This is a genomic window from Burkholderia singularis (assembly GCF_001718875.1).
GTDB lineage: Bacteria > Pseudomonadota > Gammaproteobacteria > Burkholderiales > Burkholderiaceae > Burkholderia > Burkholderia singularis.
Window position 1 is genome coordinate 1,594,772 of sequence record NZ_CP013448.1, and the last position, 23,762, is coordinate 1,618,533.

20 protein-coding genes and 1 tRNA gene are annotated in these 23,762 nt (G+C 64.7%); 15 read left to right on the forward strand and 6 right to left on the reverse strand.

What is annotated here, in order from left to right; translation table 11 throughout:
- Positions 1-11: 11 nt before the first annotated feature.
- Together hutG and AQ611_RS26290 are read left to right on the forward strand one after the other, a co-directional pair.
- Positions 12-815 (forward strand): N-formylglutamate deformylase, encoded by an 804-nt coding sequence (gene hutG, locus AQ611_RS07360; RefSeq protein ID WP_059519299.1) that lies wholly within the window; start codon positions 12-14, stop codon positions 813-815.
- Positions 816-1,125: 310 nt separating this feature from the next.
- Positions 1,126-1,329: a hypothetical protein gene (locus tag AQ611_RS26290; RefSeq protein WP_231935949.1), complete on the forward strand. Its 204-nt coding sequence runs from the start codon at positions 1,126-1,128 to the stop codon at positions 1,327-1,329.
- Here AQ611_RS26290 and AQ611_RS26080 read toward each other — a convergent pair.
- The gene (locus AQ611_RS26080) at positions 1,326-1,469 is read right to left on the reverse strand and encodes a hypothetical protein (RefSeq protein ID WP_197517131.1); all 144 of its coding nucleotides are present in this window, start codon (positions 1,467-1,469) and stop codon (positions 1,326-1,328) included. The genes AQ611_RS26290 and AQ611_RS26080 overlap by 4 nt on opposite strands.
- A gap of 163 nt (positions 1,470-1,632) precedes the next feature.
- Here AQ611_RS26080 and AQ611_RS07370 point away from each other — a divergent pair, with 163 nt between their 5' ends.
- From AQ611_RS07370 to AQ611_RS07385, 4 genes are all read left to right on the forward strand, one after another.
- Positions 1,633-2,433: a gamma-glutamyl-gamma-aminobutyrate hydrolase family protein gene (locus AQ611_RS07370; RefSeq protein ID WP_069234125.1), complete on the forward strand. Its 801-nt coding sequence runs from the start codon at positions 1,633-1,635 to the stop codon at positions 2,431-2,433.
- Positions 2,434-2,464: 31 nt separating this feature from the next.
- Positions 2,465-3,799 (forward strand): glutamine synthetase family protein, encoded by a 1,335-nt coding sequence (locus AQ611_RS07375; protein WP_059519304.1) that lies wholly within the window; start codon positions 2,465-2,467, stop codon positions 3,797-3,799.
- 34 nt (positions 3,800-3,833) lie between these two features.
- Positions 3,834-5,258 (forward strand): aspartate aminotransferase family protein, encoded by a 1,425-nt coding sequence (locus AQ611_RS07380; protein ID WP_069234126.1) that lies wholly within the window; start codon positions 3,834-3,836, stop codon positions 5,256-5,258.
- Positions 5,259-5,765: 507 nt separating this feature from the next.
- Complete coding sequence (locus tag AQ611_RS07385) at positions 5,766-6,146, forward strand: hypothetical protein (protein ID WP_146011815.1); 381 nt, start codon at positions 5,766-5,768, stop codon at positions 6,144-6,146.
- 460 nt (positions 6,147-6,606) lie between these two features.
- On the opposite strand, the gene AQ611_RS07390 is transcribed toward AQ611_RS07385, so the two are convergent.
- The 3 genes from AQ611_RS07390 to argA form a co-directional block, all read right to left on the reverse strand.
- A tRNA-Val gene (locus AQ611_RS07390) sits at positions 6,607-6,681 on the reverse strand.
- A gap of 307 nt (positions 6,682-6,988) precedes the next feature.
- Entirely contained in the window at positions 6,989-7,264 is a 276-nt protein-coding gene (locus tag AQ611_RS07395) for an oxidative damage protection protein (protein ID WP_009890128.1), read from the reverse strand.
- A gap of 45 nt (positions 7,265-7,309) precedes the next feature.
- Positions 7,310-8,686, reverse strand: a complete 1,377-nt coding sequence (argA, locus tag AQ611_RS07400) for an amino-acid N-acetyltransferase (RefSeq protein ID WP_059516481.1) — start codon at positions 8,684-8,686, stop codon at positions 7,310-7,312.
- A gap of 23 nt (positions 8,687-8,709) precedes the next feature.
- On the opposite strand from argA, the gene hrpA reads away from it, so the two are divergent.
- From hrpA to AQ611_RS07425, 5 genes are all read left to right on the forward strand, one after another.
- Positions 8,710-13,065, forward strand: a complete 4,356-nt coding sequence (gene hrpA / locus AQ611_RS07405) for an ATP-dependent RNA helicase HrpA (RefSeq protein ID WP_069234128.1) — start codon at positions 8,710-8,712, stop codon at positions 13,063-13,065.
- 328 nt (positions 13,066-13,393) lie between these two features.
- Positions 13,394-14,386: a YVTN family beta-propeller repeat protein gene (locus AQ611_RS07410; RefSeq protein ID WP_059516485.1), complete on the forward strand. Its 993-nt coding sequence runs from the start codon at positions 13,394-13,396 to the stop codon at positions 14,384-14,386.
- 19 nt (positions 14,387-14,405) lie between these two features.
- A complete protein-coding gene (locus tag AQ611_RS07415; RefSeq protein ID WP_069234129.1) occupies positions 14,406-15,392 on the forward strand; it encodes a sterol desaturase family protein in 987 nt (328 codons plus the stop codon).
- 177 nt (positions 15,393-15,569) lie between these two features.
- A complete protein-coding gene (locus AQ611_RS07420) occupies positions 15,570-16,418 on the forward strand; it encodes an EI24 domain-containing protein (protein ID WP_069234130.1) in 849 nt (282 codons plus the stop codon).
- Complete coding sequence (locus AQ611_RS07425) at positions 16,415-17,227, forward strand: competence/damage-inducible protein A (protein ID WP_069234131.1); 813 nt, start codon at positions 16,415-16,417, stop codon at positions 17,225-17,227. Before AQ611_RS07420 ends, AQ611_RS07425 begins: the two co-directional genes overlap by 4 nt.
- Positions 17,228-17,318: 91 nt before the next feature.
- Here the strand turns inward: AQ611_RS07425 and AQ611_RS07430 are convergent, their stop codons facing one another.
- On the reverse strand, positions 17,319-17,783 hold the full coding sequence (locus tag AQ611_RS07430) for a rhodanese-like domain-containing protein (protein WP_059516494.1): 465 nt from the start codon (positions 17,781-17,783) through the stop codon (positions 17,319-17,321).
- 419 nt (positions 17,784-18,202) lie between these two features.
- Between AQ611_RS07430 and glnA the strand changes: the two genes are divergently transcribed.
- The 3 genes from glnA (at position 18,203) to ntrC (ending at position 22,480) form a co-directional block, all read left to right on the forward strand.
- Positions 18,203-19,618, forward strand: coding sequence for a type I glutamate--ammonia ligase (gene glnA, locus AQ611_RS07435; protein WP_059516496.1), 1,416 nt, complete (start codon positions 18,203-18,205; stop codon positions 19,616-19,618).
- 164 nt (positions 19,619-19,782) lie between these two features.
- Positions 19,783-20,925, forward strand: coding sequence for a nitrogen regulation protein NR(II) (gene glnL / locus AQ611_RS07440; RefSeq protein ID WP_069234132.1), 1,143 nt, complete (start codon positions 19,783-19,785; stop codon positions 20,923-20,925).
- A 37-nt stretch (positions 20,926-20,962) separates the two neighbouring features.
- Positions 20,963-22,480, forward strand: a complete 1,518-nt coding sequence (ntrC, locus tag AQ611_RS07445) for a nitrogen regulation protein NR(I) (protein WP_069234133.1) — start codon at positions 20,963-20,965, stop codon at positions 22,478-22,480.
- 166 nt (positions 22,481-22,646) lie between these two features.
- On the opposite strand, the gene xth is transcribed toward ntrC, so the two are convergent.
- Entirely contained in the window at positions 22,647-23,423 is a 777-nt protein-coding gene (gene xth, locus AQ611_RS07450; protein ID WP_059516502.1) for an exodeoxyribonuclease III, read from the reverse strand.
- Positions 23,424-23,643: 220 nt separating this feature from the next.
- Between xth and AQ611_RS26710 the strand changes: the two genes are divergently transcribed.
- Positions 23,644-23,736 carry a hypothetical protein gene (locus AQ611_RS26710; protein WP_146011816.1) on the forward strand — a complete coding sequence of 31 codons (93 nt, stop codon included), beginning with the start codon at positions 23,644-23,646 and terminating at the stop codon, positions 23,734-23,736.
- The last annotated feature ends 26 nt before the right edge of the window (positions 23,737-23,762 follow it).

A 23,762-nucleotide genomic window follows, 5' to 3' on the forward strand; every position in this document is an offset into this window, starting at 1 on the left:
GACGAACCATCATGAGCACTGCATCGCATCCGCCAATCTTCACGCTGCATCGCGGCACGTTGCCGCTGCTGGTGTCGATCCCGCACGCCGGCACCCATATTCCGGACGACATCGCCGTGACGATGACGCCCGTCGCTCAATACGTCGACGATTGCGACTGGCATCTCGAACGCCTGTATGGCTTTGCGAAGACGCTCGGCGCGTCGGTGCTCGTGCCGTCGCACGCGCGCTATGTCGTCGATCTGAATCGTCCGCCCGACGATGCAAATCTCTATCCGGGCCAGGACACGACGGGCCTCGTGCCCATTGACACATTCGACAAGGCGCCGCTTTATCGGGACGGCGCCGAGCCGGACGCCGCCGAGATCGCGCGGCGTCGCGAGCAGTACTGGGTGCCATATCACGATGCGCTCGCCGGCGAGTTGCAGCGAATCAAACGCGAACATGGCCGCGCGCTGCTGTGGGAGGCACATTCGATTCGCGGGCATGTGCCGCGCTTTTTCGACGGCCGCTTGCCGGACTTCAACTTCGGCACGGCGGCCGGCGCGAGCGCGGCGCCGGGGCTCGCGGATACGCTCGCCGGGCTGGTCGAACGGCACGGCGGCTACACGGCGGTGGCCAACGGCCGTTTCAAGGGCGGCTACATCACCCGCCAGTACGGCGCGCCTGAAAGCGGCGTGCAGGCCGTGCAACTCGAACTTGTGCAGGCGACTTACATGGAAGAGGCGCGGCCCTATGCGTATGATGACGCGAAGGCGCAGCGCATTACGCCGCTGCTGCGCGCGCTGGTGATGGCCGCGCTCGAACATCGTTGAGCGGCCGCGGCTCGCCTGGCAGCGATGCCGGATACCGGGGAGCTGCTATTTTTAAGGGTAAACCCTAGCTTAAAACGGATTAAACAGAATTGACGGCGCCTTTGGATACGATAAGCTGATTGTCAGCCAGCCGTCATATCCACTTCGGCAGCATTTTCGAACGCTGCTGCACTGCGAAAACTCTCTACTGCGACGTTCGCGGCGATGTGCCGGCAAGCCGGGCGGCGGCGCGCATCGTATTGCGCATCGTTTCGCCGCGTTCAATACTTTAAACAGTCAGTCGAGTGTGATCGTGAGAGTCCAACGCTCCTTGGCCGGACGAGGTCGAAGTAGGCGCGCGGGTTGGCCGCATGCCGTCGATTCCGCCGTCAACGGCTGCGGCAAGCATCTCGCCAGCCCAAGCCTGCCTAGTCTCGCCCCCTTGTCCCGGCGCTCGGTGCGCCGTCATAACGCGGTTGCCGCGCGCGCCTACATGGCCGTTCACGACGACGGTATTGCGTCGTTGTTGCCCTAGCGCCTCTTGTTGCCGGTCGTCGATTCGTCGTTACCGTTCAGCGCGGGCGCCGTCGTGCCGTCGCGGATGCGGCGCAACTGCGCGCGTCTTGCATCGCGCGGCGCGTGAATGCCGTGCGGCCGCGGGCGAGCCGGCGGCATCGATGTTTCGTAGTCCTGGCTGCCGGTATCGAACGGGGCGGCGCATGCATCCGCCGGCTTGCGGCGTTGTTTGCGTTTTCCACCGCGTGCGACGCGCACCGCCCCGGTGGCGCGCGTCGCACGCACACTTATTTCGCCGCCAACCCGAATCGGAGGAAATGCAATGAATGGATCGATGGGCCGCGCACGGCCGGTGGTGGGCGTTTGCGCGGACCGCAAGATGGTGGGAGCGCATCCCGCGCATGTCGTGGGAGAGAAGTATCTGACCGCGCTCGTCGACGGCGCGCTCGCGCTCGCGATCGTACTGCCCGCGCTTGGTGAGCGGCAGCGCATCGACGAGCTGCTCGCGCTCGTCGACGGTTTGTTGTTGACGGGCAGCTATTCGAACGTCGAGCCCGCGCGTTATGGCGGGCCCGCAAGCGCGCCCGGCACGCTGCACGATGCGGCACGCGATGCGACGGCGCTGCCGCTCGTGCGCGCGGCGATCGATGCGGGCATACCGGTGCTCGCGATCTGCCGCGGCATGCAGGAGTTGAACGTCGCGTTCGGCGGAACGCTGCATCAGCAGGTGCACGGGATCGATGGGCATGCCGATCACCGCGAGGATGCGCACGCTGCGCTCGACGTTCAGTACGGTCCCGCGCATGCCGTGCAGCTTGCGCCGGGCGGATTGCTGCAACGATTGATGCACGGCGCCGACAGCGTCGAGGTCAACTCGTTGCATGCGCAAGGCATCGAGCGGCTCGGCGAGGGATTGACCGTCGAAGCCCGCGCGCCCGACGGGCTGATCGAGGCGATCGGCGTGCGCGATGCGCGCGCATTCGCGTTGGGCGTGCAATGGCATCCGGAATGGCGATTCGAACACCATTTGCTGTCGAAGGAAATTTTTGCGGCGTTCGGCGCGGCATGCCGCGCCCGAATGCGCAGGACGGCCGAGCGCGCCGCACGTGTAATGGGCGCGTGACGCCGTCGAAGCTTATCGAAGAGAGGCTGACATGCAAGACATCGACGATTTTTTGAGGCAACACCGAATCACCGAAGTGGAAGCGATCATCCCCGACATGGCGGGGATCGCGCGCGGCAAGATCATTCCGCGCAACAAATTCGAAACCGGCGAATCGATGCGCTTGCCGCAGGCCGTGATGGTGCAGACCGTCACCGGCGACTATCCGGAGGACGGCACGCTGACCGGCGTGACCGATCCCGACATGGTGTGCGTCCCCGACGCATCGACGATCTGCCTGATTCCGTGGGCGGTCGATCCGACCGCGCAGGTGATTCACGATTGCGTGCATTTCGACGGCTCGCCGGTGCAGATCTCTCCGCGCTACGTGCTGCGGCGCGTGCTCGATTTGTATCGGGAGAAAGGGTGGAAGCCCGTGGTCGCGCCGGAGCTTGAGTTCTATCTGGTCGACATGAACAAGGACCCGGATTTGCCGTTGCGGCCGCCCGTTGGCCGCACCGGACGCGCGGAGACGGGGCGGCAATCCTATTCGATCGAGGCGGTCAACGAATTCGATCCGCTTTTCGAGGACATCTACGAATACTGCGAGCTGCAAGGTCTCGATATCGATACGCTGATTCACGAAGTCGGCGCCGCGCAGATGGAGATCAACTTCCTGCACGGCGATGCGCTGTCGCTTGCCGACCAGGTGTTCCTGTTCAAACGCACGGTGCGCGAGGCGGCGCTGCGCCACAACATGTATGCGACGTTCATGGCCAAGCCGATGGAAGGCGAGCCGGGCTCAGCGATGCATATTCACCAGAGCATCATCGACGTCGAAACAGGCCGCAATCTTTTCATCGATACGAACGGCGACATGACGCCGATGTTCCGCGGTTATCTGGCCGGCCTGCAGAAGTACACGCCCGCGCTGATGCCGATCTTCGCGCCGTACATCAATTCGTACCGGCGGCTGTCGCGCTTCATGGCCGCGCCGATCAACGTGCAGTGGGGCTATGACAACCGCACCGTCGGTTTCCGGATTCCGCACGCGGCGCCTTCCGCAAGACGGATCGAGAACCGGATTCCGGGCGTCGACTGCAATCCGTATCTGGCGATCGCGGGCACGCTTGCGGCCGGCTATCTCGGCGTCACGCAAGCGCTTGAGCCGACCGAGCCGCTCGCGAGCGACGGCTACAGCCTGCCATACCAGCTGCCGCGCAATCTCGAGGAGGGGCTCACGCTGATGGCCGCCTGTACGCCGCTCGCCGAGATGCTCGGCGAGAAGTTCGTGAAAGCGTACCTCGCGTTGAAGGAAACGGAATACGAAGCGTTTTTCCGCGTGATCAGCTCATGGGAGCGCAAGCACCTGTTGCTGCACGTTTGAGCGTGCGGCCACACGCCATACCAAGGAGGGCAAAATGACCTATCGAAGCGACGACATCGACGATCTCCAAGTGCTGCACGCGAGCGCCGCGCAGCCGCGCACGAGCGCCGAATACCGCGCGCTGGACGCGGCACACCACCTGCACCCGTTCTCGGACATGGGCGCGCTCAACCGCGCGGGCAGCCGCGTGATCGTGAAAGCCGAGGGCGTCTATCTGTGGGATTCGGACGGCAACCGCATCATCGACGGCATGGCCGGCCTCTGGTGCGTCAACGTCGGCTACGGCCGCAAGGAACTGGCCGACGCCGCCTACCGCCAACTCCAGCAACTGCCGTTCTACAACACGTTCTTCAAGACCACCCATCCGCCCGTCATCGAGCTGTCCGCCCTGCTCGCCGACATCGCGCCGCCGTCGTTCAACCACTTCTTCTATTGCAACAGCGGCTCCGAAGGCAACGACACCGTGCTGCGCGTCGTTCATCAATACTGGCGCACGCAGAACCGGCCGCAGAAGAAATACGTGATCTCGCGCACCAACGGCTACCACGGCTCGACGATCGCCGGCGGCACGCTCGGCGGCATGGGCTACATGCACGAGCAGATGCCGTCGAAAGTCGAGCACATCGTCCATATCGACCAGCCGTACTTCTTCGGCGAGGCCGCCGACGGCCAGACGCCCGAGGCGTTCGGCCTCGAGCGCGCGCGGCAGCTCGAAGCGAAAATTCTCGAACTCGGCGCCGAAAACGTCGCCGCGTTCATCGGCGAGCCGTTCCAGGGCGCGGGCGGCGTGATCTTCCCGCCGTCGACGTACTGGCCGGAGATCGAGCGCATCTGCAAGCAATACGACGTGCTGCTCGTGGCCGACGAGGTGATCGGCGGCTTCGGGCGCACCGGCGAATGGTTCGCGCATCAGCACTTCGGCTTCACGCCCGATCTGATGACGCTCGCCAAGGGGTTGACGAGCGGCTACGTGCCGATGGGCGCGGTCGCGCTGTCGCAGCGCGTGGCCGGCGCGTTGATCGAGCACGGCGAGTTCAACCACGGGATGACGTATTCGGGGCATCCGGTCGCGGCGGCCGTCGCGATCGCGAATCTGACGCTGCTGCGCGACGCAAGGATCGTCGAGCGCGTCAAGCATGAGACAGGGCCGTACTTCCAGAAGCGGCTGCGCGAGACGTTCGCGAATCATCCGATCGTCGGCGAGATCGCCGGCACGGGATTGGTGGCGGGGCTTCAGCTCGCACGCGATCCGCTCGCGCGCAAACGCTTCGAGAACGGCGGCGAGGTGGGCACGATCTGCCGCGATTACTGCTTCAACGGCAATCTGATCATGCGCGCAACCGGCGACCGGATGCTGCTGTCGCCGCCGCTCGTCATCTCCAAGCCCGAAATCGACGAACTCGTCGAGAAGGCGAAGCGGGCGATCGATGCGACGGCAAGACAGATGGGCATGGCGTGAACTTGCCGGATTTGCGCTCGCCGCCGGTGAGCGATGCATAGACAGGCCGCGGATGTTCGACCGGTATCCCGAGATGTTCGGATTCGGGTCGAATATCCGGAATAGGTGCATTGCCGATTCGATCGACGGTGCATCGCGACACCGGTTTGGCGGGATTTAGGTCGAATGGGTGTTGAGTAATAGTTAGTGTGAGTGACGGGATTAATGAATTCCCTACTTGTAAATAAAATTTCCGGATAGCGGGAATTGCGCATTTTTACCGATGCTCGTCATCTGATTCAGATGTGATGCTAGGAAAAATAGTGGAAAGTTGCCTGCTGTATATATTGGAAGCAGCATTGAACGCTCCATGCCGGAGATTGGTTAGGCGTGGCATGTTTGCGCTCTCATAGAACCCTTTGCGCTAATTCGATCTCCTGTCTCGCACGCTGCCCATCTAATAGCGATGCCGCCGATCATCGGCGGTAATGTGATATCGATCAACCTGAAGACAGACATAAGGTGTTCATGAATTCAATCGGATCATCCAGTTTTTCCAATGACTATCAGATTCAACCGGATGGCAGCCTGTCCCCCTGCGCTATTGCCTTGTACGGTCAAGCGACGCCCGAAGCAGCGTCAGACTTGACGGGCGCGTTGAGAGATTTAGTGGATAAGGCTCATTCAGATGCGAAGAAGGAGATTCATTTCGGTTTGCGCGAAAAGGTGGCTGACATGGTGCCGATCCTGCAGATCGAGACGCAGAGGGGAAGATCTGGTCGAAGCGTTGCAATGGAGCGGGGTTTTTCAGCCAGCGTTGCATCTGAATACATGAGGGGAGGTGGCATGGCCACGGTAAAGGGAGAGCGCTCCGTCAAAAAGAATTACCAAAACTATTGGCAGCCGTGAACGCGGTGTGGCCGATGCGAATGTGATGCGCGGTGCAGACACGGCACTGCCGCAGACTGAAGCTCGGGTTTGAGATACGGCTGCATTCGGTCGGTTGACGAACTCCATATCTCGATAAATATGGAGTTCCGTTTTTCAGGCGACAGAGAGTCGATGCCGATATGGGCTTTTATAGAAAACTAGCTGTGGGCTGGAAATAGATAGGGTTGATCGATCGGTGGCCCGATATGGAATGAACCACGGGTGCGATGGTTGGAGCGTCGGGCAGGGTATGTCGACACAATCGACCGGCATTGAGCGATCGACATGATGGCCGCTCGGCCGACAGGGCGGATTGTGCCCGTCCCGTCCTACGATTTTTTTCGGGCAGCGGATGGAAAGAAAAAGCCCCGCGTGTGCGGGGCTTTTTTGTCGCGATTCAGCCTGCGATGCGCTCGATAGGTGCGCTTCGGAAATTCTTTGGTGGGCGGTACTGGGATCGAACCAGTGACCCCTGCCGTGTGAAGGCAGTGCTCTACCGCTGAGCTAACCGCCCAAAGAGCCTTGAATTATGTCAGAGCTTTCGATGCTCGTAAAGCATTTTCTGCAAAATTTTTATAGACCTGCATGCCGGCGGCCCTTAGCGGCCATTTCGTGGCTCAGCACGATGAGCGGATGACGAGGGTGGCGCCTGGTGCCGTGCGTCGGCGGGACGGGCGCCGGTCGGCATCGCGGTCGCGTCGAAGCGGTGTGCGTGCGAATCGCCCGCGCTTCAGCCCGGCAGGACAACGCGGCGCCACGGACAATGCGCGGCATCACCTTTTTGCGCACCTGCCGCGCACCCGGCGGGCAGGCGCGCGGTGTCAATCTTGCGCCGGCGGCACGTACCCCGACGCCTGATCCGCACCTTCGCCGAAGAAATACTTCTCGGTCTGCTTCATCAGATATTGGCGCGCACGCGGATCGGCCATGTTCAGGCGGTTTTCGTTGATGAGCATGGTCTGTTGCTTGAGCCAGCCCTGCCATGCCTCCTTCGACACGCTTTCGTAAAGACGCTTGCCGAGTTCGCCGGGCAGCGGGGGAAAATCGAGCCCCTCGGCTTCCTTGCCGAGCTTCGCGCAATGAATCATACGGGCCATCGTGTACATCTCCTGTCAATCGATATCGGGGGAAGGGCATGCCGCTCAAAGCTGCTTCATCAGCACGAGCGATTTGCGTTGCCAGTTATAGAGTTTGCGGCGATCCTCGGGGAGATCGTCGACGGTTGCCTTGACGAAGCCGCGCTTGAGGAACCAGTGCTCGGTGCGCGTCGTCAGCACGAAGATGCGCGTCAAACCGCGCGCGCGGGCGCGCTGCTCGATGCGCTTCAGGAGCCGTTCGCCGTCGCCCGAGCCTTGTGCTTCCGGCGCGACGGTCAGGCACGCCATCTCGCCGATCTTCTCGCTCGGATACGGATAGAGCGCCGCGCAGCCGAACAGCACGCCGTCGTGCTCGATCACCGAGAAATGATCGATATCGCGCTCGATCTGGTGGCGGCCGCGCCGCACCAGCGTGCCGTCCACTTCGAGCGGCTCGATCAGCGCGAGAATGCCGCCGACGTCGTCGGGTGTCGCCTCGCGCAGGCTTTCGAGATTCTCGTAGGAGATCATCGTGCCGACGCCGTCGTGCAGGAACAGCTCGAGCAGCACGCTGCCGTCGAGCGACTGCGGAATCAGGTGCGCACGCGCGACGCCGCCTCGGCATGCGCGGATCGCGTGCTTCAGGTAGAACGCGTCGTCGCCTTGCAGGTCGCCCGAATCGAGCAGCTCGGCGGCGGCGTCGAGCGACATTTCGCGCACGAGTTCGCCCGCTTCGTCGACAACGCCGGGCGAATCGGTCAGGAAGATGATTTTGTCGGCGCGCAGCGCGATCGCGGCGGCCGATGCGACATCCTCCATCGACAGATTGAATGCTTCGCCCGTCGGCGAGAAGCCGAGCGGTGACAGCAGCACGAGCTTGCGGCTCGCGAGCGAGTGGCGAATCGATTCGGCGTCGATTTTGCGCACGACACCCGTATGCGCGAAATCGACGCCGTCGAGCACGCCCACCGGCCGCGCGGTGACGAAGTTGCCCGACACGACGCTGATGTGCGCGTGCGCCATCGGCGTGTTCGGCAAACCCTGGCTGATCGCCGCTTCGATATCGAGCCGCACTTCGCCCGCGGCTTCCTTCGCCGATTCGAGCGCGCGCGCGTCGGTGATCCGCAGCCCGTGCGAGAAAGACGATTCGACGCCGTGCAGGCTGAGCTGCTCCTCGACTTGCGGGCGCGACCCATGCACGAGCACGATTTGAATGCCCATCGCCTGTAGCAGCGCGATGTCGGAGACGAGCGCGCTCAGCAATCCGCGATGCACGACCTCGCCGCCGAAGCCGACGACAAATGTACTGTTCCGGAACTTATGGATGTACGGCGCGACCGAGCGCATCCAGTCGACGAACTGCGCGTGATGCGCGGCTTGGTCGGCGGAATACGGGGGCGCGGCGTCCGGCTGGGCGGCGGGAAGGTCGGATTGGGAATTCATGGGCGGGATTATAATGCGCCCCCATGTCGAATGTACCTAAAAGTCCCGTGCGAAATCGTGCCGACGCGCCGCACGGGCCGCAGCCTGAAAACGATGCGCGCGCGCCGCGCGCGCAACAGCAGGCGGGGCGCCTGGCGCAGGCCGGCGTATCGCGCGGCGAAGCCCCGCAAGCCGCCGCTTCTCACGGCGGCGCGCCGCAAGCCGCCGTGCCGCGCGATAGCGTACCGTCATCGGCCGCGTCGTCAGCCGGCGCCGCGCGCGGTGAAGCGGCTGCCCGCGCGCCGCGCGTCCGCGCCCGCGCCGAGCGCAGGCCGGTTGCGCCGAATCCCATTCCGCCGATCACGTTTGCCGAAAATCTGCCCGTGTCGGGCAAGCGCGACGAGATTGCGCGCGCGATCGCCGCGCACCAGGTCGTCATCGTTTGCGGCGAAACCGGCTCGGGCAAGACCACGCAGCTTCCGAAGATCTGCCTGTCGCTCGGGCGCGGGCTGGGCGCGGGCGGCACGGGCCTGATCGGCCACACGCAGCCGCGGCGGCTCGCGGCGTCGTCCACCGGCCGGCGGATTGCCGACGAGCTTGGCACGCCGTTCGGCGAGGTGGTCGGCTACAAAGTGCGCTTCACCGACAACCTCGCGCCGGGCGCGTCGGTCAAGCTGATGACGGACGGCATCCTGCTCGCCGAGACGCAGACCGATCCGCTGCTCAACGCGTATGACACGCTGATCATCGACGAGGCGCACGAGCGCAGCCTGAACATCGATTTCCTGCTCGGCTATCTGAAGCAGATCCTGCCGAGGCGGCCGGATCTGAAGTTGATCGTCACGTCGGCGACGATCGACGCGGAGCGCTTCGCGCACCATTTCGGCCGCGACGGCGTGAACGCGCCGGTGATCGAGGTGAGCGGGCGCCTGTATCCGGTCGAGATCCGCTATCGGCCGATCGCCGACGACCGGCCGGCCGCGGCGCGGCACACGCAAGGCGCTCCGGGCGCCTCGGCGACAGGCCCGGCGGGCGCAACCGGCGGCGGCCGCGACCGCGCGAAGGGCGCGCGCAGCGCCGAGCGCGACCTGATGGACGGCATCGTCGACGCGATCGACGAGCTGTGCCGCGAAGGCCCGGGCGACGTGCTCGTGTTCCTGCCCGGCGAGCGTGAGATCCGCGACGCGGCCGAGGCGCTGCGCAAGCACCATCCGCCGCACACCGAGATTCTGCCGCTCTTCGCGCGGCTGTCCGCGGCCGAGCAGGAGCGCGTGTTCAAGCCGTCGAACGCGCGCCGGATCGTGCTGGCGACGAACGTCGCCGAGACGTCGCTGACGGTGCCGGGGATTCGCTATGTCGTCGATGCGGGCCTCGCGCGCGTGAAACGCTACTCGTACCGCAACAAGGTCGAGCAGTTGCAGGTCGAGGCGATCTCGCAGGCGGCCGCGAACCAGCGCGCGGGGCGTTGCGGCCGCGTCGCGGACGGCATTTGCATCCGTCTGTATGAAGAAAGCGATTATCAGGCGCGGCCGCGCTTCACCGATCCGGAGATCCTGCGCTCGTCGCTCGCGGCGGTGATTCTGCGGATGAAGTCGCTGCATCTGTCGGAGATCGAATCGTTTCCGTTTCTCGAGCCGCCGCCCGGCCGCGCGATCGCCGACGGCTATCAACTGCTCAACGAGCTGGGCGCGGTCGACGACGACAACGCGCTGACACCGCTCGGCCGCGAACTGGCGCGGCTGCCGCTCGATCCGCGCGTCGGCCGCATGATTCTCGGCGCGCGCGACCAGCACGCGCTGCGCGAGGTGCTCGTGATCGCGAGCGCGCTGTCGGTGCAGGACCCGCGCGAGCGGCCGATCGACGCGCAGGAGCAGGCCGACCAGGCGCACCGGCGCTTTGCCGACGAGCGCTCCGAGTTCCTTCAGTGGCTGAAGATCTGGGCCTGGTTCGACGACGCGCTCGCGCACAAGAAATCGAACCGTCAGCTCGCCGACGCGTGCCGTGCGAATTTCTTGTCGCACCTGCGGCTGCGCGAGTGGCGCGACGTCCATTCGCAATTGCTTACCGTCGTGCGCGAGCACGGCTGGCGGCTGAACGAAGCCGACGCGACGTTCGAGCAGATCCATCTCGCGCTCCTGACGGGCCTGCTCGGCAATCTCGGCCTGAAAGCCGACGACGAGCCGCATTACCTCGGCGCGCGCGGGATCAAGTTCCATTTGTGGCCGGGCTCGGCGCTCGTGAAGAAGGCGGGGCGCTGGGTGATGGCGGCCGAGCTGGTCGAGACGAGCCGGTTGTACGCGCGGTGCATCGCCAAAATCGAGCCCGAATGGATCGAGAAGGTCGGCGCGCATCTATTGAGAAAGTCGCTGTCGGAGCCGCATTGGGAGAAGCGGCCTGCGCAGGTGAGCGCGTTCGAGCGCGCGACGCTGTACGGGCTGCCGGTCTACCATCGGCGGCGTGTCGCGTTCGGCCGTCAGGACCCGGCGCGCGCGCGGGAGTTGTTCATTCGCGGCGCGCTCGTCGACGGCGAGTTCGACACGAAACTTGCGTTCTTCGCGCACAACCGCAAGCTGCTGGCCGACATCGAGCAACTCGAGCACAAGTCGCGCCGGCAGGACGTGCTCGTCGACGACGAGCTGATCTACGCGTTCTACGATCAGACGATTCCGGCAGGCATCCACACGGGCGCGGCGTTCGAGCGCTGGTATCGCGACGAGGTGAAAAAGAGCGGCCAGCCGGAAGACAAACTGCGCCTGCTGTATCTGTCGCGCGATGATCTGATGCGCCACGAGGCCGCGGGCGTCACGACCGATCTGTTCCCGAAGAAGACGGCGATGGCGGGCGTCGAGATGGCGCTTTCGTACCATTTCGAGCCCGGCGCGCCGCGCGACGGCGTGACGCTTGCGGTGCCGTTGTTCGCGCTGAACCAGATCGATGCGCGGCGCGTCGAGTGGCTCGTGCCGGGGATGCTGAAGGAGAAGGTGCAGTTGCTGCTCAAGTCGCTGCCGCAGAAGCTGCGCCGGCACTGCGTGCCGCTGCCCGAATATGCGGCGGGTTTCGTCGAACGGCACGGCGCGGCGCGTTTCGGCATGGCCGCGCCAGGCATGGCTGGCTCAAGCACGGCCGCGGCGCCCGTGGGCGGTCTCGTCGATGCGCTGATCGCCGATATCCGCGAGCAAACGCAGATCGCGGCAAAGACCTCCGATTTCAAGCTCGAGACGCTGCCCGCGCATCTGTTCATGAATTTCAAGGTGATCGACGAGCACGGCCGGCAACTCGCGATGGGCCGCAATCTCGCGCAGTTGCGCGCGGAACTCGGCGCGCAGGCGCAACAGCATTTTCAGAAGATCGCCGCGGCCGCGACGCTCGCGCCGGCCGGCGGCGCGCCGGGCCGGCCGACGCCGGGCGCAACGGCAGCAGGCGGCGGCGCGGCGGAGCGCGCGGCGCGTGGCAAGGGCGCGGCAGACATGGGCGCGGCAGGCGGCGGTGCGCGCGGCGCGGTTGCGTCGCCGGGTGGCGCGGCCGGGGCCGACGCCGGCGCGACAGCCCTCTACGAAAACCTGACGACCTGGAATTTCGGCAAGCTGCCGGAATTGCTCGAAATCCGCCGGCGGGGCGAGACGCTGTTCGGTTATCCGGCGCTCGTCGACCGGGGTGCGCATTGCGATGTCGAGGTATTCGATTCCCCGGACGAGGCGGCGCGGATTCATCGCGCAGGGCTGCGGCGGCTGTTTGCGCTCCAATTGAAGGAGCCGATCAAATATCTGGAAAAAAACCTGCCCGGCCTGCGCGAAATGGCGATGCAGTTCATGGCGCTCGGCACGCAAGACGAACTGCGTGACCAGTTGATCGCGCTCGCGCTCGATCGTGCGTGCCTGCAGGAGCCGCTGCCGGACGACGACGCGAGCTTCCACGCGCGCCGCGACGAGGGCCGAGGCCGCTTGAGCCTGCTCGCGCAGGAGATCGCGCGGCTCGTCGGGCAGATCCTCGCCGAGTACGCGGGGCTCGCGAAGAAGCTCGCGCAGGCCAAGCCGTTCGCGGCAGCCCATGCGGACATGCAGGGGCAGCTCGCCGCACTGGTCGGCAAGCGTTTTGCCGTCGATACGCCCTATGTGCAGCTCGCGCATTTTCCGCGCTATCTGAAGGGCATCGCATTGCGGATCGACAAGTTGAAGGCCGATCCCGCGCGCGACGCGCGCCAGCTCGCCGAACTCGTGCCGCTCGCCCAGCATTACCAGCGCGCGCTCGCGCAGCGCGGCGGCGTGGCCGACGCTCGGCTCGCCGAGTTCCGCTGGCTGCTCGAGGAATTGCGCATTTCGCTGTTCGCACAGGAATTGCGCACGCCGATGCCGGTGTCGGTCAAGCGTCTCCACAAGGTGTGGGAGTCGATGCAGCGCTAACGCGCATCGCTTGGCGCTTTGCCGCGCGGCATGCGCTGCGGCCCGGTGTCACCCGGGGCGCGGGCGCGGCTAAGCGGACAAGCGGCCAAGCGGACAAGCCGCTTTCCGAGGCGGCAGCGCGCCGCGGCAGAATGCACCGGCGGGTTTTTCTCGATCATGACGCCCATTGCCGCCCGAAGCCACTGCCCCGGCGTCTCGCGCGAGCGGGCAGCGGGCGGGGCGATGGCCGCCCGCGTTGCGTTCGCTGGACCCCGCAGGGGCGTGACAGGTCAACCGTCGGCCTGCCCAAACGTTCTACAATGACGGCTGTCCCACGACGTGAGTCTTCATGCGCACTTTCCTGTCCCTCGGGCGCGCCGCCGCGCTCGCCGCTGCCTTTCTGGCGCCCGCCGCCGCTTTCGCCAACAATGTCATCGTGCTGAATTCGGCCGAGGCGACGCTGTCGCTGATCGACCAGAACAGCCGTCAGGTCATCGGCACGATGCCGACCGGCAAGGAGCCGCACCACTTGATGGCGACGCCGGACAACTCGTCGCTGATCGTCGCGAATTCGGTGTCGAACAGCCTGATGTTCCTCGATCCGAAGACGGGCAAGCTGCAGCGCACCGTCGAGAATATCGACGATCCGTATCAACTCGGCTTCTCGCCGGACCGCAAGTGGTTCGTCGCGGCGGGGTTGCGGCTCGATCGTGTCGATATTTACGGCTATGACGGGCGCGACCTGAAGCTCGTCAAGCGCCTGCCGCTCGAGGTGATGCCGAGTCACCTCGCGTTCACGAAGGACAGCAAGACGGTGCTGGTGTCGTTGCAGGTGTCGGGCGAGCTCGCGGCGATCGATCTGCCGACGCAGACCGTCAAATGGAAGATGAAGGTCGGCAAGGTGCCCGCGGGCATTTGGCTCACGCCCGGCGACCAATATGCGCTCGTCGGAATGACGGGCGCCGATTACGTCGCGGTGGTCGACTGGCGCAACCAGAAGGTCGTGAAAACGATTCCGACCGGCAAAGGCGCGCACAATTTCCGCTCGCTCGCCGACGGCACGCACGTCGCCGTGACGAACCGCGTCGCGAACACGATCAGCATCATCGACGAGAACACGCTGACCAACGTCGGCGATATCACCGGCCTGCTGCCGGGCCCGGACGACATGGAGCTTGCCGCGGACAAGAAGACGCTGTGGGTCACGTTCCGCTTCGCGAAAAAGGTCGGCATCATCGATCTGCCGACCCGCAAGCTCGTCCAGACGATCTCGGTCGGCCGCTCGCCGCATGGGATCTATTTCTACGACCGCGCGCCGTGGACGGCGCCGAACGGCGCGTGACGGGCGGCGGGAGCTTGCGATGTTCCACATGATCGCCGCCGCGCTCGACGGTTTCGTGTCGAACCTGCAGACCTGGCTGTATATCGACGTCGTGCAGCCGCTGCTGTTCAAGTTCGACCTGATGGGCTACGACGAGGACACCTACGATGCGCTCTACTGGGTGATCGTCGGCGCGCTGGAGGTGGTCGCGATGTATGCGCTGCTGCGCCCGCTCGAGGCGTTGCGTCCCGTCGAGCGCTGGACGAACCGCAAGGAGGCGCGCGTCGACGTGATCTACACGTTGATCGCGAAGCTCGGCATCTTCAATCTGGGCTTCTTCTTCGCATTCCAGCCGCTGTTCGACCATTTCCAGGCATGGCTGCGCTTCTTCGGCATCGCCAATGTCAATCTGGATTACCTGTGGCCGGGCGTGACGTCGCAGCCGATCGTCGCATTCGCGATCTATCTGATCGTGCTCGATTTCGCCGGTTATTGGTATCACCGCTGGCAGCATCGCTTTGGCATCTGGTGGGAACTGCACGCGGTTCATCACAGCCAGCGGCAGATGTCGCTGTGGTGCGACGATCGCAACCACCTGCTCGACGACGTGATCCAGGCAGGCTTTTTCGCGGCCATCGCGCTGGTGATCGGCGTGCCGCCGTCGCAGTTCGTCGTGCTGACGGCGGTGACGAATTTCGTGCAAAGCATCCAGCATACGAACGCACGGCTGCCGTTCGGCCGGCTCGGCGAGCGGCTGCTCGTCAGCCCGATGTTCCATCGTCGCCATCATGCGGTCGGCTATGGGCACGAAGGCACGAAGTACGGCTGCAACTTTGGCGTGCTGTTTCCGTGGTGGGACATGATGTTTGGCACCGCATCGTGGAGCCGCACGGTCGAGCCGACCGGCATCCGCGAGCAGTACGAGGGCGTGTCGTATGGCGACGGCTTCTGGTCGCAGCACGGGCTCGCGTTCGTGCGGATCGCGAAGCGGCTCGCGCCCAAGAAGCGGGGCGCGGCGTCGGCGTAAGCGGCGGGGCGACGGCGGGCCGCTCGGTCTGCCGCCGCAGCCTTCCGGCGGCTGCCCCGTTTGCCGCATGCGTGATCGAGCCTATGCGGTTCAGGTTTGCGCCGTTTTGCCGCGCGAAAGCCGCGTGGTTTATCCTTGGCTGGCTTTCCCTATTTCCCGCTCGATGATTCTTTCCGCATGAACGATCTGCTGCGTTCCTTCGGCCGGGCGCTCGCGGGTGCGCTGCACCCGCGCATGCTCTGGCTTACCTTCGTGCCCTTCATCGTGGCCGCCGTGGTCTGGGGCGTCGTGCTCTGGTTCACCTGGCAGCCGCTCGTCGACACCGCGCGCACGGCGCTCGACGGCTTCGCGTTGACGGCGCTGCTCTACAAATTCTTCAACGCGATCGGTGCGTCGCAGTTGCATGCGGTCGTCGCGCCGTTCGTCGTCGTGTCGCTCGCGATTCCGCTGATCGCGCTGACGGTGCTGCTGCTGATCGCGACGCTGTCGATGCCCGCCGTGGTCAATCACCTGTCGAAGCGCGCGTTCGCGACGCTCGAGATGAAGCGCGGCGGCACCTGGTTCGGCAGCGTATTCAATTCGCTCGGCGCGGCGCTGGCCAGCCTCGTCGTGTTGGTCGTCACGGTGCCGCTTTGGCTGATTCCGCCGTTTTTCGCGCTGCTGCCGCCCGTGATCTTCGGCTGGCTCACCTATCGCGTGATGAGTTACGATGCGCTCGCGTCGCACGCGAGCCGCGACGAGCGCCGCGCGCTGATGCGCACGCACCGCTGGCCGCTGCTTGGCATCGGCATCGCATGCGGACTGCTCGGCACGGTGCCGACGTTCGTCTGGGTGTCGTCGATTTGGATGATGGTGTTGTTTCCGTTCGTCGCCGCTGCGATGATCTGGGTCTACGCGTTCATCCTGGTGTTCTCGGCGCTGTGGTTCGGCTTCTATTGCCTGCGCGCGCTCGAGGATCAGCGCGCGGCGCTCGCCAATGCGGCAGCGTCGGCGGCGACTTCGAATGAATTGACGAGGCGCGCATGACAATCGGCATCCTTATCATCGGCGACGAAATCCTGTCCGGGCGTCGCCAGGACAAGCACCTGGCCAAGGTGATCGAACTGCTTCGCGCGCGCGGGCTGACGCTCGGCTGGGCCGAGTATGTCGGCGACGATCCCGCGCGGATCACCGCGACGCTCGAGCGCACGTTTGCATCGGGCGACATCATGTTCTCGACGGGCGGCATCGGCGCGACGCCCGACGACCATACGCGCCAATGCGCGGCCGCGGCGCTGCGCGTGCCGCTCGCGTTGCATCCGGATGCCAAGACGCTGATTCAAGCGCGCATCCGCGAGATGCACACCGATCCTGCCACGAGCGTCGATTTCGAGTCGCCCGAGAATCTCCACCGGCTGAACATGGGCGTGTTTCCGCAAGGCGCGTCGATCATTCCGAACGGCTACAACAAGATTCCGGGCTTTTCGGTCGGCGACCATCATTTCGTGCCGGGCTTTCCGGTGATGGCATGGCCGATGATCGAGTGGGTGCTCGATACGAAGTACGCGCATCTGCACCATGCAACGCCCCACGCGGAGCGCTCGCTTTACGTGTTCGAGTTGCCGGAATCGACGCTCACGCCGCTGATGGAGAAGATCGAACGCGATTTTCCCGGCGTGCGGGTGTTCAGCCTGCCGAGTGTCGGCGACGCGGAGCGCGGCGGTATCTACGCGCGCCGGCATATCGATCTCGGCGTGAAGGGCGAGCCGGAGGCGGTGGCGGCTGCGTTTGTCAAGCTGCGCGAAGGGGTGCATCTGCTTGGCGGCGATATCGTGGAGCCCCATATCGAATCCTGAGACCCCTGGATGCGCGGCCCTGTCGGGCCGCTCGCCCGGTGCGCGTCATCGTCGTGTCATCGGCTGACCGGACGATGATGGCGGCTGCGCATCATGCGCCGATCCACGGTAGGCCGCGGTGGCACCAGCCGTCGACTGTCTTGCGATGTCCTTGCGAATCCTTCGCGCCTTCGAATCCTTCGAGCAGATCGTAGGCCTTCGCGAAGCCGGCCTGCGCGGCGGCAATCGCGGCGAGCTTCGAGCGCGCTGCGCTGCGGCACAGGAATAGCACGGGCTGGTCGGCGCGCACGATCGAGCGCAATTGGTCGATGAATTCCGGATTGGGCACGCCGCCCGGATAGCGGGTCCATTCGATATGCGCATACTGGCCGTCGCCGACGAGGGGCCGGCCAACCCAATCGAGTTCCGCGCGGGTGCGCACGTCGACGAGACGCGCGTTCGGATCGAGTTGCAGCAATTCGAAGGATTCGGCGGGCGACAGCGCGCCCGCATAGGTCAGGCCGCCTTGCGCGCGGCGCGCGTCGGCCTGGGCATAAAGCTGTTCTAGTGTGCTCATGGCGGGAGGTCTCCTGCAGATCAAAAAATCATTCTAGCGTGCCGGGCAATCGATGATGGGAGAGCAAATCGTAATCTGAATGGCTCGTCGGTCCGCTTTGACGGCTCCGGAAATCACCAATTCGGTGCAGAATTGCTCTTTTGCACCTGAACGGTGATTTCAATTGGCGGGGTTGGCGGGTGTGCACGATTCATGTGCGATATCGGGAGCATCGGCCTGCATCCAAGCCCCGAAAAAGCGCGCCGATGCCCAGGCCGCGCGCGGCAAGACACAATTCGCGCCGCTCTGGCGCATATATGGCATGAAAGCTGCTTTATCGGGATGGATCGGTTGTACGCGGCAAAGAACGCTGCGCCCAAGCAGCTCGCTTAACGAGGCGGTCCCAGTCCGCCGGATTTGTTCAATCAGGAGAAGAGGTTATGAGTAAAACCGTCGCCGACGTCATGCAGCTCGTGAAGGACGAGGACGTCAAGTTCGTCGATTTCCGCTTCACGGACACGCGCGGCAAGGAACAACACGTTTCGGTGCCGGTGTCGGCTTTCGAGGAGGACAAGTTCGAAAGCGGCCACGCGTTCGACGGCTCGTCGATCGCCGGCTGGAAGGGCATCGAGGCGTCGGACATGTTGCTCGTTCCCGATCCGAACACGGCTTTCATCGATCCGTTCTATGAAGAGTCGACGCTCGTTCTGACCTGCGATGTCGTCGAACCTGCCGACGGCAAGGGCTACGAGCGCGATCCGCGCTCGCTCGCCAAGCGCGCCGAAGCGTACCTGAAGAGCACGGGCCTGGGCGACACCGCGTTCTTCGGCCCGGAGCCGGAATTCTTCATTTTCGACTCGGTCCAGTGGAACACGGACATGTCGGGCTGCTTCGTCAAGATCGGCTCGGAAGAAGCGCCGTGGTCGTCGGGCAAGGAATTCGAAGGCGGCAACACCGGCCACCGTCCGGGCACCAAGGGCGGCTATTTCCCGGTCGCGCCCGTCGACACGTTCCAGGATATGCGCTCGGAAATGTGCCTGTTGCTCGAGCAGATCGGCATTCCGGTCGAAGTGCATCACCATGAGGTCGCGGGACAGGGTCAAAACGAGATCGGTACGAAATTCGCGACGCTCGTGCAGCGTGCGGACTGGACTCAGCAACTGAAGTACATCGTCCACAACGTCGCGCACACGTATGGCAAGACGGCGACGTTCATGCCGAAGCCCGTCGTCGGCGACAACGGCTCGGGCATGCACGTGCACCAATCGATCTGGAAGGACGGCCAGAACCTGTTCGCGGGCAACGGCTATGCCGGCCTGTCCGAATTCGCGCTGTTCTATATCGGCGGCATCATCAAGCATGCACGCGCGCTGAACGCGATCACGAACCCGACGACCAATTCGTACAAGCGTCTCGTGCCGCACTTCGAGGCGCCCGTGAAGCTCGCGTACTCGGCGCGCAACCGCTCGGCGTCGATTCGCATTCCGCACGTGTCCAATCCGAAGGGCCGCCGCATCGAAACGCGTTTCCCGGACCCGATGGCCAACCCGTACCTCGCGTTTTCGGCGCTGATGATGGCGGGCCTCGACGGCGTGCAGAACAAGATTCATCCGGGCGAAGCCGCCGACAAGAATCTGTACGATTTGCCGCCTGAAGAAGACGCGAAGATCCCGACCGTCTGCGCCGGTCTCGACCAGGCGCTCGATGCGCTCGACAAGGATCGTGAGTTCCTCACGCGCGGCGGCGTGTTCACCGACGGCATGATCGATGCGTACCTCGAACTGAAGGAAGGCGAGTTGCAGCGCTTCCGCATGACGACGCATCCGATCGAGTTCGAGATGTACTACTCGCTGTAAGCGGCGATGGCGCTTCGTTTCGTCGGCGGGCGAAGCGCCGCGGCGCCGACCGGCCTTCGCGCGGCAGGTGCGCGCGAAGGCTACGGACCTTGAGGGGACGGCGGGACGCCGTCCCCTTTTTGTTCCGCCCGTCATGGCGGTTTTTGACACGGCATCCACGCAAGATGGTTCTGAAGAATCTGATCAAGGCCAGGGCTGGCCACTCGGAGCGCTTGTCGGACGATGACCGGCTGGCGCGCTCCGGGCTATTGACCGGGCTCGAAGCGTTGCCCACGGTCGTGCTCGTGCTCGACCGGCGCACGCTCAAGATTGCATTTGCGAATCCGTCGGCAGAGGCGATGCTCGACATCTCGCGGCGGCAACTGTCGCAGATGCCGTGGGGCGAGATTTTTCCGAACGCGAACGAGCTGGCGACGACGATCACCGCGATCGGCGAGGAGCGCTTCCATGCGACCCATCTCGACACCGTGCTCGACCGCCCGGGCCGCGAACCGTTGCATGTGCACGCGATCGTCGGCTTTCTCGAGGGGGCGCCGGACTACGTACTCGTCGAGCTGTTCGAAAACGAGCGGCAGTCGCGCACGGATCGCGAGGAACGGATTCACGATCTCACGGCCGTCAACAAGCAGTTGATTCGCAATCTCGCGCACGAAATCAAAAATCCGCTCGGCGGCATTCGCGGCGCCGCGCAACTGCTCGAATTCGAGCTTGGCGAGCGCGAGCGCGGCGAGCTGCGCGAGTACACGCAGGTCATCATCAAGGAATCGGACCGGCTGCAGACGCTCGTCGACCGTCTGCTCGAGCCGCACCGTCATCCGCACATCGTTGGCGACGTGAACATCCACGAGGTGTGCGAGCGGGTGCGCGCGGTGATGCTCGCGGAGTTTCCGCGCGGGCTCACGATCGAGCGCGACTACGACGTCAGCGTGCCAGACCTGCGCGGCGACAAGGAGCAGTTGATCCAGGCGCTCCTGAACGTCGTGCGCAATGCGGCGCAGGCGCTGCGTGAGCGTATCGCGCAGGGCGACGCGAGGATCGAGTTGCGCACGCGCGTCGCGCGCAAGGTCACGATCGCCAAGCGTCTGTACAAGCTTGCGCTCGATTTGCGCGTGACCGACAACGGCCCGGGCATTCCCGACGACATCCGCGACCGGATCTTCTATCCGCTCGTGTCGGGGCGCGAGGAGGGCAGCGGGCTCGGTCTCACGCTCGCGCAAACGTTCATCCAGCAGCACGACGGGATGATCGAAGTGGACAGCCGGCCGGGCCGCACCGAATTTCAGATTTTGCTGCCGCTCGATTCGTGAGCGGCGGCGCAGTGATTCTCCATACCTCTGACCGACTATGAAGCCGATCTGGATAGTAGACGACGACCAATCGATCCGCTGGGTGCTCGAAAAAGCGCTTGCGCGCGAGAGCTTCGCGACGAGGAGCTTTGCGAACGTGCGCGACGCGCTTGCCGCGCTCGATCATGAAACGCCGCAGGTGCTCGTATCCGATATCCGGATGCCGGGCGGCTCGGGGCTCGAGCTGTTGCAGGCGATGCATGAGCGCCTGCCGGGGCTGCCCGTCATCATCATGACCGCGTTCTCGGATCTCGACAGTGCGGTTGCCGCGTTTCAAGGCGGCGCGTTCGAGTATCTGGCGAAACCGTTCGACGTCGACAAGGCGGTGGAGCTGATCCGCCGTGCAGTCGACGAGAGCCTGCGCGGCGGCGCGCCCGACGACGACCGGCTCGCCGATGCGCCCGAGATGCTCGGCCAGGCGAGTGCGATGCAGGATATGTTCCGCGCGATCGGCCGGCTGTCGCATTCGGTGGCGACGGTGCTGATCACGGGTGAATCGGGGACCGGCAAGGAACTCGTCGCGCGTGCGCTGCATCGGCACAGCCCGCGCGCGAACGGCCCGTTCATCGCGCTCAACACGGCTGCGATTCCGAAGGATCTGCTCGAATCCGAGCTGTTCGGCCACGAGCGCGGTGCGTTCACCGGCGCGCAGACCACGCGTCAGGGGCGCTTCGAGCAGGCGGAGAACGGCACGCTCTTTCTCGACGAAATCGGCGACATGCCGTTCGATCTTCAGACCCGGCTGTTGCGCGTGCTGTCGGACGGGCAGTTCTATCGCGTCGGCGGTCATAGCCCGTTGCGCGCGAACGTGCGGGTCATCGCGGCGACTCACCAGAATCTCGAGGCGCGCGTGCGGCAGGGATTGTTCCGCGAGGATCTGTATCACCGGCTCAACGTGATCCGTTTGCGGTTGCCGGCGCTGCGCGAGCGCAGCGAAGACATCGCGCTTCTTACGCGCCACTTTCTGCAAAAGAGCGCACGCGAACTGGGCGTCGAGCCCAAGCGGGTATCGGACGAGGCGCTGGCCTATCTGAGTTCGCTGCCGTTCCCCGGCAACGTGCGGCAGCTCGAGAATCTCGCAAACTGGCTGACGGTGATGGCGCCCGCGCAGACGATCGAGATCAAGGATCTGCCGCCCGATCTCGTCGCAACGCAGGTCGCGGCGGCCGGCGCGGGCGCGCACGAAGCCGCCGCGGGCGGCGACGCGCACGCCGGCGGCGGCAGCCCGGCTGCCGTGCCGCCGGCCGCCGTCGCGGGCGTTGCCGCCGTCGCGAACAACGCGCCGCCTGTCGCCGCATATCCGTTATGGGAACATGGGCTGCGTACCGAGGTCGCCCGCTTGTTGCGCGAGAATTCTGCCGATGTGATGGACGCGCTTGCGCGCCGCTTCGAGGCCGCGGTGATTCGCGAGGCGCTTGATTTCACGCGCGGTCGCAAGGTCGAGGCGGCAGAGCGGCTGGGCATCGGCCGCAATACGATCACGCGCAAGATTCAGGAGTTGCATCTGGAGTCGTGATGCGGTTGAGCCGGGCGTTGGCGCCGGTTGCGACGACGGCGGGGGATGGCATGCGTCTGAACGGATGCGCGCGGCTCGCCCGGCGATCCGGGCGTGTTCCGAACGCTCGCGCATTCGGCCCGAAACGGGCCGGGGCATCCGCGTGTCCCGGCCGCATCGTGCCGCGCTACCCGATCTGAGCGACGACCGGTGTGTGATCGGACGGCTGATCCCATTTGCGCGGCTCGCGGTCGACCGTGCAGCTCGTGCAGGTATCGGCGAGCGCGCTCGACAACAGGATATGGTCGATCCTCAAGCCCGCGTTGCGGCGGAAAGCGAGCATCCGGTAGTCCCACCACGTAAAGGTTTTGTCCGGCTGCTCGAAGCGCCGGAACGCGTCGACGAGGCCGAGCCCGACGAGCTGCGCGAAATGCGCGCGCTCCTGCGGCGATACGAGATTTTGGCCTTCCCATTTCGCGGGATCATGCACGTCGCGATCTTCGGGCGCGATGTTGTAATCGCCCAGCAGCGCGAGCTTCGGGTAGCGCACGAGTTCGTCTTTGAGCCACGTCTGCAGCGCGTCGAGCCACTGCATCTTGTAGACGAATTTGTCGGAGTCGAGCGCCTGGCCGTTCGGAAAATAGGCGCAGACGATGCGCACGCCGTCGATCGTTGCGGCAATCAGGCGCTGCTGCGGATCGTCGAATCCGGGAATGTTGCGAACGACGTTCGTTTCATCGAACGGCAGGCTCGTGCGCGCGAGAATCGCGACGCCGTTGTACGTCTTTTGGCCGGCGAACCAGCTTCGGTAGCCGGCCGCCTCGAGTTCAGCGACCGGAAACTTCTCGTCGGGAATCTTCAGTTCCTGCAGGCAGAGCACGTCGGCGCCGCTCTGCGCGAGCCAGTCGAGGACGTGCTGCTTGCGCACGTTCAATGAATTGACGTTCCAGGTGGCAATCTTCATTAATTCGTCATCGCCTTATGTGGCGGGTGTTTGCGGGTGGTGGGCGGCTGCAGGAATCGTCTGGCTGTCCACCTGGCTACCCATCTCATCCGCTGTGGTTGGGGCACAACAAAAGTGCGTCGCGGCTTTCGGCCGTGATGCCGCTCTGGCGCGCGGGCCGATCTTGATGAGCGGGAGTTTACCAGCGGGGACGAGCCGGTAGCGCTTCGTCGACGCATACCTGAGCGGTCCGGCGGCAACGCAGGCTGCGATTGGCGCCGGATATGGCGAGTACACGGCCAGCCGAATGGGCTCGGCATTGGCAATGCGATGAAGCGCCGCCGCAGGCGGCGCGAGAAG